At 31.8% G+C, this 17,400-nt stretch carries 14 protein-coding genes; 10 read left to right on the top strand and 4 right to left on the bottom strand.

Annotated features, from left to right (window positions below; genetic code table 11):
- The first annotated feature begins 4 nt into the window (after positions 1-4).
- From B3R94_RS02510 to B3R94_RS02495, 4 genes are all read left to right on the top strand, one after another.
- Positions 5-763: a GLPGLI family protein gene (locus B3R94_RS02510; RefSeq protein WP_291098432.1), complete on the top strand. Its 759-nt coding sequence runs from the start codon at positions 5-7 to the stop codon at positions 761-763.
- A 55-nt stretch (positions 764-818) separates the two neighbouring features.
- Positions 819-2,078: a CinA family nicotinamide mononucleotide deamidase-related protein gene (locus B3R94_RS02505; protein ID WP_291098429.1), complete on the top strand. Its 1,260-nt coding sequence runs from the start codon at positions 819-821 to the stop codon at positions 2,076-2,078.
- A gap of 93 nt (positions 2,079-2,171) precedes the next feature.
- Positions 2,172-2,483, top strand: coding sequence for a GIY-YIG nuclease family protein (locus B3R94_RS02500; RefSeq protein ID WP_038331876.1), 312 nt, complete (start codon positions 2,172-2,174; stop codon positions 2,481-2,483).
- A gap of 123 nt (positions 2,484-2,606) precedes the next feature.
- On the top strand, positions 2,607-3,767 hold the full coding sequence (locus B3R94_RS02495) for a dicarboxylate/amino acid:cation symporter (RefSeq protein ID WP_125348645.1): 1,161 nt from the start codon (positions 2,607-2,609) through the stop codon (positions 3,765-3,767).
- 60 nt (positions 3,768-3,827) lie between these two features.
- Here the strand turns inward: B3R94_RS02495 and B3R94_RS02490 are convergent, their stop codons facing one another.
- The 3 genes from B3R94_RS02490 to B3R94_RS02480 form a co-directional block, all read right to left on the bottom strand.
- Positions 3,828-5,063 carry a DEAD/DEAH box helicase gene (locus B3R94_RS02490; protein ID WP_291098426.1) on the bottom strand — a complete coding sequence of 412 codons (1,236 nt, stop codon included), beginning with the start codon at positions 5,061-5,063 and terminating at the stop codon, positions 3,828-3,830.
- A gap of 76 nt (positions 5,064-5,139) precedes the next feature.
- Complete coding sequence (locus B3R94_RS02485) at positions 5,140-6,231, bottom strand: RluA family pseudouridine synthase (RefSeq protein WP_115001543.1); 1,092 nt, start codon at positions 6,229-6,231, stop codon at positions 5,140-5,142.
- Positions 6,232-6,242: 11 nt separating this feature from the next.
- On the bottom strand, positions 6,243-7,211 hold the full coding sequence (locus tag B3R94_RS02480) for a PASTA domain-containing protein (protein ID WP_125348649.1): 969 nt from the start codon (positions 7,209-7,211) through the stop codon (positions 6,243-6,245).
- Positions 7,212-7,302: 91 nt separating this feature from the next.
- Here B3R94_RS02480 and B3R94_RS02475 point away from each other — a divergent pair, with 91 nt between their 5' ends.
- The 3 genes from B3R94_RS02475 (at position 7,303) to B3R94_RS02465 (ending at position 11,048) form a co-directional block, all read left to right on the top strand.
- Complete coding sequence (locus B3R94_RS02475) at positions 7,303-8,292, top strand: D-alanine--D-alanine ligase (protein WP_280063334.1); 990 nt, start codon at positions 7,303-7,305, stop codon at positions 8,290-8,292.
- Positions 8,280-8,741 (top strand): pantetheine-phosphate adenylyltransferase, encoded by a 462-nt coding sequence (coaD, locus tag B3R94_RS02470; RefSeq protein ID WP_219033660.1) that lies wholly within the window; start codon positions 8,280-8,282, stop codon positions 8,739-8,741. Before B3R94_RS02475 ends, coaD begins: the two co-directional genes overlap by 13 nt.
- 108 nt (positions 8,742-8,849) lie before the next feature.
- Positions 8,850-11,048: a T9SS type A sorting domain-containing protein gene (locus tag B3R94_RS02465; RefSeq protein ID WP_180905040.1), complete on the top strand. Its 2,199-nt coding sequence runs from the start codon at positions 8,850-8,852 to the stop codon at positions 11,046-11,048.
- 55 nt (positions 11,049-11,103) lie between these two features.
- Here the strand turns inward: B3R94_RS02465 and B3R94_RS02460 are convergent, their stop codons facing one another.
- The gene (locus B3R94_RS02460; RefSeq protein WP_180905039.1) at positions 11,104-11,700 is read right to left on the bottom strand and encodes a ribonuclease HII; all 597 of its coding nucleotides are present in this window, start codon (positions 11,698-11,700) and stop codon (positions 11,104-11,106) included.
- Between the two features lie 102 nt (positions 11,701-11,802).
- Here B3R94_RS02460 and B3R94_RS02455 point away from each other — a divergent pair, with 102 nt between their 5' ends.
- From B3R94_RS02455 to B3R94_RS02445, 3 genes are all read left to right on the top strand, one after another.
- The gene (locus tag B3R94_RS02455) at positions 11,803-14,946 is read left to right on the top strand and encodes a SusC/RagA family TonB-linked outer membrane protein (RefSeq protein WP_291098420.1); all 3,144 of its coding nucleotides are present in this window, start codon (positions 11,803-11,805) and stop codon (positions 14,944-14,946) included.
- Between the two features lie 13 nt (positions 14,947-14,959).
- Positions 14,960-16,558 carry a SusD/RagB family nutrient-binding outer membrane lipoprotein gene (locus B3R94_RS02450; protein WP_291098417.1) on the top strand — a complete coding sequence of 533 codons (1,599 nt, stop codon included), beginning with the start codon at positions 14,960-14,962 and terminating at the stop codon, positions 16,556-16,558.
- A gap of 109 nt (positions 16,559-16,667) precedes the next feature.
- On the top strand, positions 16,668-17,375 hold the full coding sequence (locus tag B3R94_RS02445; RefSeq protein ID WP_291098414.1) for a hypothetical protein: 708 nt from the start codon (positions 16,668-16,670) through the stop codon (positions 17,373-17,375).
- Positions 17,376-17,400: the final 25 nt, after the last annotated feature.

Genomic DNA, 17,400 nt, shown 5'->3' with positions numbered 1-17,400 from the left:
TAACATGAAAAAACTATTAATACTAATCATTCTCATTTCAAGTTTTGTACAAGCACAATTTTATGAAATAGATTTTGAAGTAAAACCTCAAATTCATTTTACGGATAAAGCTTTAGAAAATTTGAAACAATATTATCCAGATCAAAAACAAAGAGACGAAGTTTTAGAAATGTCTAAAAATATTCCTTCGATTAATTATCAATTTTCCTATAATAAAACTCAAAGTCAATCAGTGAATATTCAAAAAATAGATAATTCTCAACAAGCACAAGGAGGTTCAATGGGAATTAGTCCAGATATAGGAGAAAAACCAATTTTTGATTACAAAGAGAAAGTTTTTTACAATGAAACAGATTTGTTTGTAAAGAAAATGATCATTTATGATTCGCTTAATTATGTAAATTTTACTGATACTGGAAAAAGTAAAACTATTCTTGGAATCGAAACCAAAGAAGCAATCGGGAAATACAAAGATGTTGATGTTATTGCTTGGTATGCGCCTTCAATTCCTTATTCGTATTCGCCAGATAAATATTATGGTACAAAAGGTTTGATTTTAGAATTGCATTATAAATACACGAAAGATGATGTAGAAGTGATGATTTCATGGAATGCGACAAAGAAAAAAGAATTAAAAAAAGCACCAATTTTTACAATAAATAATAAGTTACAAAAGGTATCCTATTCAGAATTTATGAGAATGATTGAAGAGGATAATCAAAAACAGCGCGAATTACATAATCAAGGTGTAGATAGAAAATAAAATCATATAAATAATGAAATCAAACTTGCTTAACTTTAAGCAAGTTTTTTTGTGTATGAAAATTAAAGCGACATTACTCACAATAGGTGATGAAATTCTTATCGGACAAATTGTGGATACAAATTCGGCATTTATCGCCAAACAATTGAATACGATTGGGATTGAAGTGGAAGAAATTATTTCTGTTCAAGACGAAATGAGTCATATTATTGAAGCTTTCGAACGAGGAATTTCTAAATCAGATATTGTAATTGTAACAGGAGGTTTAGGACCGACAAAAGATGATAAAACCAAAGCAGCTTTGTGTCAATTTTTAGATTGTGAATTAATTCAAGAACCAAAAATTTTAGAGAATATTGTTCAATTATTTCAAGCAAGAGGTTACACAAAAGAGTTGAATAATCTTAATCAAGATCAAGCGTTAATTCCAAAAAAGTCTATATTTATTCAGAACAAATATGGAACAGCGCCATGTCTTTGGACAGAAATTGAGAATAAAATTATCATCAATTTACCAGGTGTTCCTTTTGAAATGAAAGGATTAATTCGTGACGAAATTATTCCAAAATTACAAGACCAATTTCAATCAGAAACTATTGTTCATCATGATATTTTGGTGAGTGGAATTCCAGAAAGTGATTTAGCAATTTTGTTAGAAGAATGGGAAAATAATTTGCCCGAATTTATTCATTTGGCGTATTTACCGAATCGAACTTCTATTGATTTACGATTTTCAGCGTTTGGAACAGATAAAGAATTTTTACAAAATGAAATTCAGCATCAAATCAATCAATTCAAATTAATTGCAGGAGAATTTCTAGTTTCTGAAAATTCAGGAAATGCGCAGCAAATTTTGGGTGATATTTTAAAAGAAAAAGGATTGACAATTTCGACTGCCGAAAGTTGTACTGGAGGAAATATAGCAAGTTTGATCACTTCTGTTTCGGGAAGTTCTGCTTATTATTTTGGAACAATAGTTTCATACGACACTTCGGTAAAAGTAAATTTGCTAAATGTGAATCAATCTGATATTGATGAATTTACAGTAGTTTCGGAACAAGTTGCTGAACAAATGGCAAAAGGTGTTCGAAATCAATTAAAAACGGATATTAGTATTTCTACAACTGGTGTCGCTGGTCCAAATAAAGGTGAAGATGGAAAAGAGGTTGGAACAGTTTGGATTTCGATTACAAATGGTCATTCAACATGGAATAAAAAATATTTTTATCCCTATTTAGATCGAGAAGATTTCATCAAAATTGTTTCGAATAATGCACTTAATTTGGCAATTCAGTTTGTGAGAGAGGAGTCTTAAAATAATAATTCTTCGACAAGTTCAGAGTGACATAAAAAGATTATAAATAATACTGCGGTCATTCTGAGCATGTCGAAGAATAAAGCTTTGTTTATGAGAAAAATATATTATGTCTACATTATAAAATGTTCTGACAATTCGTATTATGTAGGGGTGACAAATAATCTCCAAAAAAGAATTAATGAGCATAACGATGGAATAGATTCTATGAGTTATACTTTTTCGAGAAGACCAGTTGAACTAGTTTTTAATCAAGAATTTTTAGACGTAAACTATGCAATAATTTTTGAGAAGAAATTGAAAGGTTGGAGTAGAGCTAAAAAAGAAGCTTTAATTAATAATAGATTTGAAGATTTACCTTTATTATCAAAAAATAGAAAAGACTCTTCGACAGGCTCAGAGTGACAATGTTCTTTTTATTTTGAACTTTTTTTAATTCATATAATTTCAAAGATTTAAAATATTTTCTAAAACATATTTAGTCTATTAAATTAATAGAGTTTATATTTGTCGCAAATTTTGTGTCAAATGTTAAAAAAGATTGCGAGCAATACATTATTTCGATTGCTTTTGGGTGTGATTGCCGGTTTGGTTTTAGGAAATTATCTGAACGAAAATACAATTCAAGTTGTTTTATCCTTAAAATATTTTACAGGACAATTAATCTTCTTTTTGGTTCCGTTAATTGTGATTGGTTTTATTGTTTCTTCAATTACGAAATTAAGCGAAGGTTCAGCTAAAATCGTAGGTTTTTCATTGTTAATTGCCTATTTGTCTTCGATAGGAGCAGGGTTATTTTCGATGATTGCAGGTTATCAAATCATTCCAAATTTATCTATTCCAACTTCAGTGGATTCGTTGCGAGAAGTTCCAAAAATTTTATTTCAATTAGATATTCCGCCAATTTTTTCGGTGATGACAGCGTTGGTTATTTCGTTGATGCTAGGAATGGGAATTTTGATTACAAAAGCGAAGGAATTAGAAAATATTTTTGATCAATTTAAAGACATTGTAATTCTTTTGGTAAATAAAGTTTTGATTCCAATTTTACCTTTTTTCATTGCTGCAAATTTTGCAATTTTGAGTTATGAAGGTTCTATTGAAAAACAATTACCAGTTTTCTTGAAAGTAATTTTAATCGTTATTATTGGTCATTTTATTTGGATGACATTAATGTATACAATCGCAGGGTTTTATCATAAAACAAATCCATTCAAACTACTAAAACATTATCCTCCTGTCTATTTAACGGCTGTTGGAACAATGTCTTCTGCTGCATCTTTGGGTATTGCTGTGAAAGCAGTTGACGATAGTAAAGTAATCAAACCAACGATTGCTAATTTTACGATTCCATTTTTCTCGAATACACATTTATGTGGTTCGGTTTTGACAGAAGTTTTCTTTGTGATGACGGTTTCGCAAGTATTGTATGGTCATATTCCTGATTTAGGAACAATGGTAACTTTTGTTTTGCTTTTAGGCGTTTTTGCAGTTGGTGCACCAGGAGTTCCAGGTGGAACAGTTGTCGCTTCGTTAGGATTAATTTCAAATGTTTTAGGGTTTGATGAAGCTGGAGTAGCTTTGATCTTGACTATTTTCGCATTGCAGGATAGTTTTGGAACGGCGTGTAATATTACAACTGATGGCGCATTGAGCATGATTGTAGATAAATATGCTGAAGAGAAATAATTTTAACTCAACTATGAAAATATAAAAAAATCACTTCGTCTCGAAGTGATTTTTTTTGCTTTATTTTCTTCTTCCTCGATGAGGATTCTTTGGTTTCGTATCTTTTTTGGGTTTAAAACCTGTATTATTTTTCTTGAAATTATTATTGTTACTATTTGCGTCAGGTAATTTATAAAACTCTTTTGGTGTTTTAATCACCGTCACATAATTACCAATCAATTTCTCAATATTTGCCAAATCACCTCTTTCGTCAGCAGCACATAAAGAAATTGCTTTTCCTTCGCGTCCCGCACGACCAGTACGTCCGATTCGGTGTACATATGTTTCAGGAACATTCGGTAATTCGTAATTGATCACATAAGGTAATTGATCAATATCGATTCCACGAGCAGCAATATCAGTGGCAATTAATACTTTTAATTTTTCTTCTTTGAAATCATTTAAAGCACGTTGTCTTGCATTTTGAGATTTATCACCATGAATTGCCGCAGCAGGGATTCCTGCTTTTTCCAAGTGTCTTACCAAACGATTTGCGCCGTGTTTTGTACGTGTAAAAATCAAGGTACGATCTTCTGGATGCTCGTTTAAAATGCTAACCAAAAGTTTTACTTTCATGTCTTTGTCTACATGATAAACAAATTGCTCAACTGTTTCGGCAGTCGAAGAAACAGGTGCCACGCTGACTTCTTTTGGACGACGAAGAACTGAATGAGAAAATTTTCGAATGTTTTTTGGCATCGTTGCCGAGAAGAAAAGTGATTGTCTTTCTTTTGGAATGATTTCTAAAATCTTTTTGATTTCATGAACAAATCCCATATCCAACATACGATCGGCTTCATCTAAAACAAAAATCTCTATTTGATTAATTTTTAAATGTCCTTGTCCAATCAAATCCAACAAACGACCAGGCGTTGCAATTAAAATATCAACACCATTTTTGATGGCTCCAATTTGTGGATTTTGATTAACACCTCCAAAAATCGCTAAATGTTTTAATGGTAAATTTTTACCATATAATTTAAAACTTTCGTTGATTTGAATGGCTAATTCACGTGTTGGCGTTAAAATTAATGTTCTAATTTTTCTTCCTTTACTCGGAGAATTTGTTAAGTTTTGTAGAATAGGAATTGCGAAAGATGCTGTTTTTCCTGTTCCTGTTTGTGCACAACCAATAATATCATTTCCTTCTAAAACTAAAGGAATAGATTGCTCTTGAATTTCGGTTGGTTCTGTATATCCAGCCTCTTCAATTGCTTTTAAAATTGGCTCAATTATATTTAATTCTGAAAAATTCATTGATTAAAATCGTGTAAGTTTTTATATAGAAATAGATAAGCACTTCCGTAGAAGTGCTTTATAATTAAAAATAAATCTATTCCATTTCTTTTGCGTTGCGATCAATTTTTTCCTCAGGTTCTGTTGCATGAACAGAGTTTGCCGAATAATTTCTCCAACGTTCTAAAATATCTATCATATCAGCAGGCATCGGGGATTCGAAATACATACGTTCTCCTGTTGTAGGATGATCAAATCCTAATGTGCGTGCGTGTAAAGCTTGGCGAGGACAAGCAGCGAAACAATTGTCAACAAACTGTTTGTATTTGTTGAATGTTGTTCCTTTCAAAATGCGATCTCCACCATAACGAGCATCATTGAATAATGGATGACCCAAATGTTTGAAATGCGCACGAATTTGATGTGTACGACCAGTTTCTAATTTACATTCGACCAATGTAACATAAGAAAAATTCTCCATTACTTTATAATGTGTCACAGCATGTTTACCTTGATCTCCATCAGGAAAAACTGCCATTTGCATACGATCTTTTAAGTGTCGACCAATATGTCCTGTAATTGTTCCTTCTTGTTCTGCCAAAACTCCCCAAACCAAAGCATTGTATAAACGGTCTGTTGTGTGAGCTGCAAATTGTTCCGCTAAACTTGTCATCGCAACTTCTGTCTTCGCAATAACCAAAAGTCCGCTTGTGTCTTTATCGATACGGTGTACCAAACCAGGACGTTCCATCTGATCTGACATTGATGGTAAATTATCAAAATGAAACTTTAAGGCATTTACCAAAGTTCCTGTATAATTTCCATGTCCAGGGTGTACAACCATTCCAGGTTCTTTATCAATTACGACAACTTGATCATCTTCGTAAATAATTTTGATTGGAATATCTTCTGCTATAACTTCATTCTCGCGTGGAGGAGTTTCTAACATAATCTGAATAAAATCTCCAGGCTTTACTTTGTAATTCGATTTTACAGATTCATTGTTCACTAAAATGTTTCCGTTATCGGCTGCTTGTTGAATTTTATTTCTTGTTGCGTTCTCAATTCTAATCATTAAGAACTTATCTATACGCAATAACGATTGACCTTTGTCAACCGTTATTGAAAAATGCTCGTATAATTTATTGTCGTTTTCCTCTTGTAAGAAATCTTCTAAATCTTCTGTCATTTATTCTCTTTCTATTCTATAATAATCTCTTCTGGAGCTTTAGGCGCTTCTGTAGGCTTTTGTTGCTCTGTAGGCTGATTATTTTGTTGTTGCTGTTGTTGCATATCTTTGATCTGCTGTTCAGCTTTTTGTGTTATAATATCTCTATATTGAGAACCGCTAATTGTATCTTCGCCAAAGTTTTTGTACTGAACATCCAATTCTTTTAACTGCGTTCTAATTTTATCGCGAGGTTCTGTTGATAACCAAATATCAATTGGTTGACCTTGATCGTAAGTATCCGTAGCAAATGGGAATTGATAAACAACTCTTGCGTTGATTGTATCATGAGAAGCTCCAATAAATTTGATTTGACCAATCTCGAAGAAATTATCTTTGATTGATTTTTTAGCTTCTGTCAATGTTAAATTAACCAAATTAGGCATTCTAACACCAGATAACATTCCGCGTCCTAATACCAAATCAACTGTCGCAAAACGAGGTAATTGTTCTCCTGCTTTTACAATTTTTCCGTTGTATAATATTTTAAGAACTGCATCTTTTGCTAAATCTGGTTCGTAAATGATTTTTCCGATTTTAAGACCAGAAATTTCTAATTGCGTAAAGGCCAAACGTTTTGATTTTCCAACTAAATCTGGTAATTCAACTGGACGATATGTTTTCGGATTTGACTTAATAAAGATACGACGACCTTCTTTTACACGCGATTCTGCTGCAGGATAAAAATCCATAATTGCAAAAGGTTTCGTATTTGGATCAAAACGAGAACTATCTACTTCGTATGTCAAACCAAGTTCTTCTAACTTAGCTGTAGCATCAGTAATATTCATTTTAGATAAATCCGGAACTTCAACAAATTCATTGTGATTTGTATACGAATCTAACCAAACGTTAAAAATAAAATGGTAAAGCCCAAATGATAGCGCTATTACAATAGCTACATTCAGCAAAACTTGAATGATTGATTTTACTCCTTTCATTGAAATGATAAATTGTCGCACAAATATAGTTTAAAAATAATATTTATGATTGATGTCAAAGTTCTATATTTGAATAAATTTTAAATTAAACATGTTAAGAGTAGCAGTTGTAGCAGGTGGATATACGGATGAAAGCGTGATTTCGTTGAAAAGTTGCGAGTTAATTTACTCAAGTCTGAATCCAGAAAAGTACGACAGAACAAGGGTTCGAATCTTAAAAGAAGGTTGGTTTGCCGAAATTGATGGAGAAAAATATCCAATCAATAAAGGTGATTTCTCATTTGAAAAAAATGGAGAAAAAATTACGTTTGATGTCGTTTTTAATACAATTCATGGTACGCCAGGCGAAGATGGTTATTTGCAAGCGTATTTTGAAATGATTGATTTGCCATACAATGGATGTCCTTTTTATCAATCTGCCTTAACATTTAATAAAAAAGATTGTATTGCAGTATTGAGTAAATATGGAATTCCGCACGCGAAATCAATTTATATTAATCAAGGTGATCAATATTCTGCAAAAGAAATTATCAATAAAGTTGGTTTACCTTGTTTCGTAAAGCCAAATCGTTCAGGATCAAGTTTAGGAATTTCTAAAGTTCATAAAGAAGAAGAATTTGAGGCAGCAATGCAAAAAGCTTTTCTTGAAGATAAAGAAGTTTTGATCGAATCTTTCTTAGATGGAACAGAGGTTTCGGTTGGAGTTTTAAATTACAAAGGAGAAACAATGGTGTTGGGAATTACGGAAATTGTTTCGCACACAGAATTCTTTGATTATGATGCAAAATATAACGGTTTGTCTGACGAAATTACGCCAGCTCGTTTAACGCCAGAAGTTGAAGCAAGAGTAAGAGAAATTGCAGCTAAAGCATATAAATGTATTAATATGTCTGGATTTTCTCGTTCAGAATATATTATTGTAAATGGAGAACCGCATTTTATTGAAATGAATACGTTACCAGGTTTTTCTCCTGCAAGTATTTTTCCTCAGCAAGCTGCTCATGCAGGAATTGCATTAGAGGATTTGATGGATAGTGAAATAGAATTTGCTTTAAATAGACCTTCAGCATGGATAGAGTAGCCGTATTTCCTGGGTCTTTTGATCCAATTACTTTAGGACATTTAGATATTATAGAGCGTGCAGTTCCTTTATTTGACAAGATTATTGTTGCCATTGGAACAAATTCATCGAAGAATTATATGTTTTCTTTGGAGCAACGAATTAAGTTTATTGAAGATTCTGTTGCGAAATTCGAAAATGTAGAAGTGATGGCTTATAAAGGTCTGACTGTAGATTTTTGTGATGAGGTAAATGCACAATTTATTTTACGTGGACTTCGTAATCCAGCCGATTTCGAATTTGAGAAAGCGATTGCGCACACAAACCGAGCAATTACAAATCATAATATTGAAACAATCTTTTTATTAACATCTTCTGGTAAAGCTTACATCAGTTCAAGCATTGTGCGTGATGTCATGCGAAACGCAGGGAAATATGAGATATTAGTTCCAGATGTTGTGAGGATTTAAGAAGATTTTTTCTATTAAATATTGAGAGAGTAGATAATTTATCTACTCTTTTTTTGTGCTATAAAATTTGAAAAGCAATATATTTACAACAATTAACACAAAATAAATATGAAGAAATTAATTTTACTATTAATTGCGTTCGTATTTAGTACGCTTACTTTTGGTCAAGAAAGGCCGATTGCTAAAAAAGTAGAGCAAGCTAAATTAACGAGTCGTAGTTTCAAATCGTATGATGTATTCAGCGATGTAATTCAACAAAAAGGGAATCAATTTGCAGACTTTGCAAAAGGAGTTTCTGTTTTTAATTTAGAAAAAGCAGAATTAACTAAATTATATCAATCAAAACCAACTTCTTTAACATTAGATGTTCCGTTTGAAGGGCGTCAAATTAGTTTAGAATTAGTAAAGAATGATGCATTGTTTACGGATAATTTTAAAGCAGTCGATCAAAATAATAAATTAATTAATTACAAACCAGGATTGTATTATCAAGGAATTATCCAAGGCGATAAAACGTCTGTTGTTGCAATTTCTATTTTCGAAGATCAAGTGATTGGTGTTGCTTCATCTACTGCTCTAGGAGATGTGGTTATTGGTAAATTACAAAATTCTGAAGAATATGTAACGTATTCTTCATATAATGTAGAAGCAAAAAGTAACGTAAAGTGTGCTGTAGATCAATTAGAAGAAAATAAAAATTATAAACCTAATTATGATCCAAAAATCTTAAAAAAGACAACGAATGAAATGACTGAAAAATGTGTTCGTGTTTATTATGAGATTGCATATGCTCCATATAAGCAAAATGGTTTAGATGAAACAAAAACACTGAATTGGTTAACAGCTATTCATAATAATATTGCGACACTTTATACAAATGATTACATCAGAACTTCTTTATCTAAAGTGATGATTTGGAAAGAGCAAGATCCATATACGGGTAATTATAGTGCTCAGTTAAACAAATTTAGAACAACAAGAACAGAATTTGATGGAGATTTAGCGCATTTGGTTAATTATCCATCTACAACTTCTGTTGCTTATCTAAATTCAATGTGTAATAATGAATATCATTTTGCTTATTCAGGAATTAACATGACTTATAATAATGTGCCTGTTTATTCTTGGACAATTATGGCGATGACACATGAAATGGGGCACGCATTAGGTTCACCTCATACACATGCATGTTCATGGAATGGAGATAATACTGCAATAGATGGTTGTGCTCCAACTTATGATCCTAGTTTAGCAGAAGGAACTTGTCCTACAGGACCAATACCTTACGCTGATAAAGGTACAATTATGAGTTATTGTCATTTAGTAGGTGGAGTAGGTATTAACTTTTCTAATGGTTTCGGAGAACAACCAGGGAATTTAATTCGTGCTACTGTTGATGGTAAAATTTGTTTAAGTACAGATTGTAGTATGACTTGTCCACAAACGATAAAATCTGTAACAGGTTCTCTTGAAGGACAAAATATTACATATACGTTAAATGATGATGTAGGAACTGTTTGGATTTATAAGTTTCAGAAAATTGGTGATACAGAAGCTCAATGGAAAGAAACGACATCAAAAATATTAAAGTTTGAAAATTTAGATCGAAATGCATACTACAGAATTGAAGTAGCAAATAAATGTACAGCAACATCTAATTCTTCTTCTGTAACATCAATTATTGAAATTCCTGGAGATTATTGTAATGGAGATATTTATTATGATTCTGGTGGAGCAAATGGAAACTACTCGCCTAATGAGAATTTTATAAAAGTATTTAAACCTCTTGTTGCGGGCGAAAAAGTGTCAATCACTTTTACAGAGTTTGATGTAGAACCTGCTGATGAAAATGGAGTTTATGATTATATGAATGTATATAATGGAACATCTAGTAATGCTTCAAAATTATTTGAAAATGGAAAAGAATTAAACGGAAATAAAATTCCTGGACCATTCGTTTCTACAGATGACTCTGGAGCAATTACAATTCGTTTTAGATCAGATGGTGGATTAGAGTTAAAAGGATGGGCAGCACAAATTAATTGTAATTCTTTAGGATTAGAAGATTTAAATAAAGTTGAGTTTAATATTTACCCTAATCCTACTGCTGATTTTGTTACACTGTCAAGCAAAGAAAAAATTGTTAGCTATCAAGTTTTTGATATGTCAGGTAGATTGTTAGTAGAAACAAATAAGATAGATAAAAAAGAATCAAAAATAGATTTATCTAAATATCCAAAAGGAGTATATTTATTAAATATAAAAACAGATAAAAAATCTTATTCGCAAAAAGTGACTAAGAAATAAGCTGTACTAATTTTTTTAAGTTTTAAGAGGTTGTTAATTTATTAACAACCTCTTTTTATAAATCTAGACTTAATTGATCTGGTAATAATTTAAATGTCATTCTGTGATAAGGAGTAGCTCCAAATTCTTTTATTGCTAAACGATGAGCTTTTGTTGGATAACCTTTGTTTTTTTTCCAATCGTACATGGGGAATTCTTCGTGTATTCTTTCCATATATTCATCACGATACGTTTTTGCTAAAATAGATGCTGCCGCAATATTCATATATTTTGAATCACCTTTTATAATACATTCGTGTGGGACATCATGGTATTTATTAAAACGATTTCCATCAACAACAATCAAATCTTTCGGACAATCTAATTGATCAATAGCTCGATGCATAGCCAAAAAACTAGCGTTTAAGATATTTATTTCGTCAATTTCATTCGGCCAAACAATTCCAATTGCCCAATATTTAGCATTTTCTTCTATAAATGTTCTCAACGAATTTCTTTTCTTTTCAGATAATTGTTTTGAATCATTAATAATATCATTTTCAAAATCTCTTCCTAAAATAACTGCTGCTGCTACAACAGGACCGCTCAAACAACCCCTTCCTGCTTCATCACAACCTATTTCATATTCGTGATTTGATAAAACTTTATACAATTTTTTATTTTTTTAACAAAGTTATCAAAATTTAGCATAAAAAAGTTTTGTAAATGTTAGAGAAATCTTAAGTTTACGAAAGTTTTAAAAATGTTTTAACAGATGAGGAGAAATTTAAAAAACTTGTTTGTATTAGGAGGACTTCTTTTAGGAGCTTCTTTATATGCGCAAGAAAAGACAGTTACAGGAACTGTAACAGACTCTGATGGACTTCCAGTAGCTGATGCTGTTGTAAAAACAACATCAGGAAAAGAAGCTTACACTGACGAAAATGGAATGTTTAGTATTGAAGCTAAACAAGGAGATTTAGTAACAGTAGAAGCAATGGGATTACCAACTCAAACTTTTTCAGTTGGTGCAGGTTCAGAATATAAAGTAACTCTTAAGCCTTCTGAAACGGTAGAGTTAGAAGGGGCTGTAGTAACAGCATTAGGAATTACTCGTGATAAAAGATCATTAGGATATGCATCTCAAGAGGTAAAAGGAGATGTTATTCAAGCAGGTAGAGGAAGTAATGCATTACAATCTTTATCTGGTAATGTTGCTGGAGCACAAATTACTGCACCTTCATCTTTAGGAGGTTCTACACGTATTACGTTAAGAGGTATTGGATCTATTACAGGAGAAAATAGACCTTTAATAGTTATTGATGGTATTCCATTAGCTAATAATAATGTTAATGATACAAATACTCAGCGTGGTGGCGGAGGTCGTGATTATGGTGATGGAGCGTTTGATATTAACCCAGATGATGTAGAGTCTATCAACGTTTTAAAAGGAGGACCTGCATCTGCTTTATACGGTTCTCGTGCTGTGAATGGAGTAATTATGATCAAGACAAAAACTGGAAAAAAAGGTAGAGAAGATATCGTTGTTAATACTGGTGTTGCTTTTGAGTCTATTAACCAAATTCCAAAATTACAAAGTTTATATGGGGGTGGAGCTTCTGATACCTTTGAAACTGTAAATATTGGAGGTAAAGATTATCAAATTGTAGATTATGCTACAGATGAATCTTGGGGACCAAGATTTAACAATCAAGAAGTTTTACAATGGTATGCTTTTGATCCTGAATTTGCTAGCGATTACATGAAAACAACGCCTTGGAGAGCTTCAAAAAATGATGTAAAGTCATTTTTTAATACAGGAGTCGCATATACGAATAGTGTATCGTTTGCAAAATCTTATGAGGCTACTAATTTAAGAGTTTCGTTATCTAATGTTAACCAAACAGGTATCGTTCCAAATTCTAGTTTAAAGAAAACGACAGCAAGTATTAACTTATCAAATAAATTTAGTGATGTATTTACTGTAACAACTAATTTAACTTATACTAGAACTGACGGTTTCAATAGACCAGAGGTTGGATATGGAGATAACTCAGTAGCTCAAAAAATGTTCCAATGGGGGCAAAGACAATTGGATTATAATAAATTAAAAGATTATAAATTAGCGAATGGTAACCAACGTTCTTGGAATAGAACTTCTTGGGATGATGGTACACCAGCTTATTCTGATAATCCATACTGGGTAGTGAATGAAAATACATCAAAAGATAAAAGAGATCGTTTCTACGGAAATGTGGAATTTAAATATGACATCGCACCAGGACTTTATGCTGTTGCAAATGTAATGGGAGATACTTATGATATGCAAGTGTCTGAACGTGTTGCTGTAGGATCTCAAGCAATGTCAAAGTATTCTGAAGCGTACTATAAGTTTACTGAGATGAACTATGAAGGACGTATACATTTTGATAAAAAATGGGGAGACTTCTCCTTAAATGCTTTTGCAGGGGTGAACAGAAGACACAAAACACAAAGTAGATTATCATCTTCTACAAATGGTGGATTAGTTGTTCCTAATTATTATTTTATTGGAAATAGTTTAGATAATCCAACAACATCGAGTTTTAGAGAAACTTCAGAAGTGAACTCTATATATGGTATGATCTCTTTGGGATATAAGAATATGTTATTCTTAGAGGCAACGGGCCGTAATGACTGGTTTTCTTCATTACCTATAATAAATAATAGTTATTTTTATCCATCTGTCACAGGGAGTTTTGTATTCTCTGAAGTATTTAAACCAAGTTGGTTAAATTTTGGTAAATTAAGAGCAGGTGTTTCGCAAGTTTCATCTGATTTAACTCCATATCAAACAGGGGATGTATTAGGTTCAAGTATAAACTTTAATGGAACGCCTACATTTATTCAGTCAAATACTAAGATGAATCCGTTATTAAAACCTGAGATTAAAGATACATGGGAAGTTGGTTTAGAAGCATCTATGTTTAATAATCGTTTCGGTTTTGATGTGACTTATTATAATGAGAAACGTACAGATTTATTAGTGCCAGTTCAGCACTCTTGGTCTACAGGAAATGGATATAAGTGGTTGAATGCAGGAGAGATGAGTAACGAAGGTGTTGAAGCATTAGTAAATATTGTTCCATTAAGAAATCAAGATTTTGAATGGAAAGTAACGTGGAATTTTGCTAAAAACAACAATAAAGTAGGTAAAGTTTCTGATGAAATGGATTCATACAATTTATCAACTGCACCATTTAGTGTTCAATTATGGGCTATATCTGGTCAACAGTATGGACAGTTAAGAGGTACAGACTTTGTTTATGATGATCAAGGTAATAAAGTAGTAGATGCAAATGGATTCTATGAAAAATCTGAAGTTAAGAATTTAGGATCAATTATTCCTGATTATAACATGGGTATTAGAAATACATTTACATACAAAGGTGTTGCTTTATCAGCTTTAATTGACATTCAAAAAGGAGGTAAATTCTTCTCTACTTCTCATATGTGGGGTATGTACTCTGGTATGTTAGAAGAAACTGCTGCTAACGGAGTACGTGAGAATGGAGTTGTTGCAGATGGTGTAATGTGGGATGAAGGAACAAAATCATATGTTAAAAACACAACTGAAGTTTCTGCTTACGATTATTATAAAGCATATTACAATGGTGTAGATAGCCGAAATGTTTTTGATGCAGACTACATCAAATTACGTGAAGTAACTTTATCGTATACTTTCCCTAAAAAATGGGCAGGGCCTTTTGCTAACGTTACTGTATCTGCATTTGGTAGAAACTTAGCTACATGGGGATTAGATAAAAAAGGATTTGATCCTGAAATGGCTTCTTATGGTTCTGGAAATATACAAGGTATTGAAGGAGGGTCTTTACCATCTACAAGAACTTATGGTATGAATCTTAAGTTACAATTCTAAAAATTAAATTATTATGAGAATCAATAAAACAATTATATTATCAGCATTACTAGGAAGTGCTTTATTATCTTCTTGCGATAATGGATTTGAAGAAATGAATATTAGTCCTAATGCACCCGAAAATGCGCCTACATATACAATCTTTCCTATTGCTACAAAAATATTTGTAGATGAGATGAGAGATGGATGGGTGTCTGGACGTATGTTATTGCCTTGGGTACAATATTCAGCACAGAGAAACTATACAGAAGAGGATAAATACGCTTATCGTACGACAACAGGAGATCAAGCATGGAACGCAAGTTATCGATCTTTATCTAACTTAAAAAAGGTAATAAGTATTTGTACAGATCCTGTTTTAGGACCACAACAAGCTGCTTACGGAGATGTTGATACACAGATTGCTGTAGCACGTATTATGATGGCTTACGAATTCTTGGATTTGACAAATTATTTCGGTGATGTACCTTATTGGTCATTAAGTGGTGCAAAGAATCCTGATTTTCAAGCTTTACAAATTGATACGTATGCTCAACCTAAATATGTTAAGCAAGAAGTTATCTTTAAAAATTTGTTACAAGAGCTAAAAGAAGCTGAAGCGCAATTGGATATTACTGAAAAGAATGTATTTACAAGTCCTGAGAATAAAATTGGTGACCAAATTTATTTTGGAGATGCATCTAAATGGAAAAAATTTGCAAACTCGTTACGTTTAAGAATTGCTAACCAAATTAAAGATGTATATCCTGAAGCGAAAGCTGAAATGCAAGATGCTATTGCAAAAGGAATTTTTACCTCAAATGAAGACAATGCTTTGCAACATTATGGAACATCGGCTGTGGAAGGTTCTCCATTTTGGAGTGAATTTTTTGTAGGAAATAGAAATGACTTCTATGTGAATAATCAATTAATAAGACTATTAAAAGGACAATCTGGTAATTATGGAGTTGATCCACGTTTACAAAAATATGCTGCACCTTTAGGAACATCAAAAGCTAACGCTGGTTCAGGTAACTATGTAGAAACGGATGATATTACAAAATATCAAGGAATTCCTTATGGATTACCTTCTGATCGTTTATCATCAAATAATCAGGTATCTAAAGTATCTCCATTTTCAAAAACTATTTTCTCTGCAGATTATGCTGAGGTTTTAATGGAATACTCTGAAGTAGAATTCTTGTTATCAGAAGCTAATGGTTGGAACCAAACTAATTATGTGAATGGTGTGATAGCATCTATGCAAAAATGGGGAGTAGATCAAGCTAAAATTGATGCTTATGTAGCTGCATTACCAGCTGCAAATAAAGAAAATGTAATTACTCAAAAGTATATTGCTTTGTATATGCAGCCTCAAACTGCTTGGGTAGAATATAGACGTACTGGATATCCTAATGGATCAATTTTATTATTGCCTGGTCAAACAGGTTATGAAATAGATGGAACTCCTTATGTATTCACGCCTTTAGTTGCTGGAATGACAGATCTTCCTTCTAGAATTGCTTATCCTCTAGGTGAACAAACACTTAATTCAGCTAACTGGAATGCTGCAGTTTCAGCTTATGGCGGAAAGGATCCAATTAATGGAAAATTATGGTGGATGACTAAATAATATAATATCCATTTTCTTTATAAAAGCAGCAAAATTATTTTTGCTGCTTTTTTTATTTTATTGATTTTTAATGAAATAAATTGTATATTGGATAGTAAATATTATGAGTATGTTAAAAATTAAAATATTTTGTTTTTTTGCTTCTTTTTGTTTAGGTGTCAATGCTCAACAAAATTTATTAACAGATGGGGTTGATAGAACTTTAAATGAAAGAATATCCCATCAAATAAGTAATATTCAAAATGAAATTGCTTTAAGAAATAAAGGTGAAGTCATAGAACAATACGAAGGAAGCCAATATTTTAATCCAAATTTTGAAGACATAGAGATTAAAGGGTTTAATCTTGACTTTTCTAAATTGAGATATAATGCTTATTCAGATGAGATGGAATTTGAAAAAGAAGGTAAAATTTTTAATTTAACCAAAGTTCCTGAGTTGATGATTTATTTCCCGTTAACTCAATATCAATTTCTTAAATATCCTACTAAAAATGGTCAAATTGAAGGTTATTTAGAAGTTTTGGTATATGATAAAGATAAATTTTCTTTGTATAAAAGAAATAAAAAGATAATAACTCATGGAGAATTTAAAAATAATGCCAATAAAGCAAATACAAAATTTTCATTAGTAAATGATAGTGATTTATATTTGATTAGATATAAAGAAGATAAGTTTTATGAGTTTCCTACAAATGAAAAACAATTAAATAAAATTCAAAATAGTCCAGAATTAGTAGATTTTGTAAATAAGAATAATTTGAATCTAAGTTTAGAGAAAGATAAAATTAAACTTGTTGATTATATGAACAAGCTTTAAGATGAATATATTAAACAAAATAGCA

The organism is Empedobacter sp. UBA7611 (assembly GCF_002484365.1).
GTDB lineage: Bacteria > Bacteroidota > Bacteroidia > Flavobacteriales > Weeksellaceae > Empedobacter > Empedobacter falsenii_B.
This window is presented reverse-complemented; position numbering and strand designations above follow the sequence as displayed.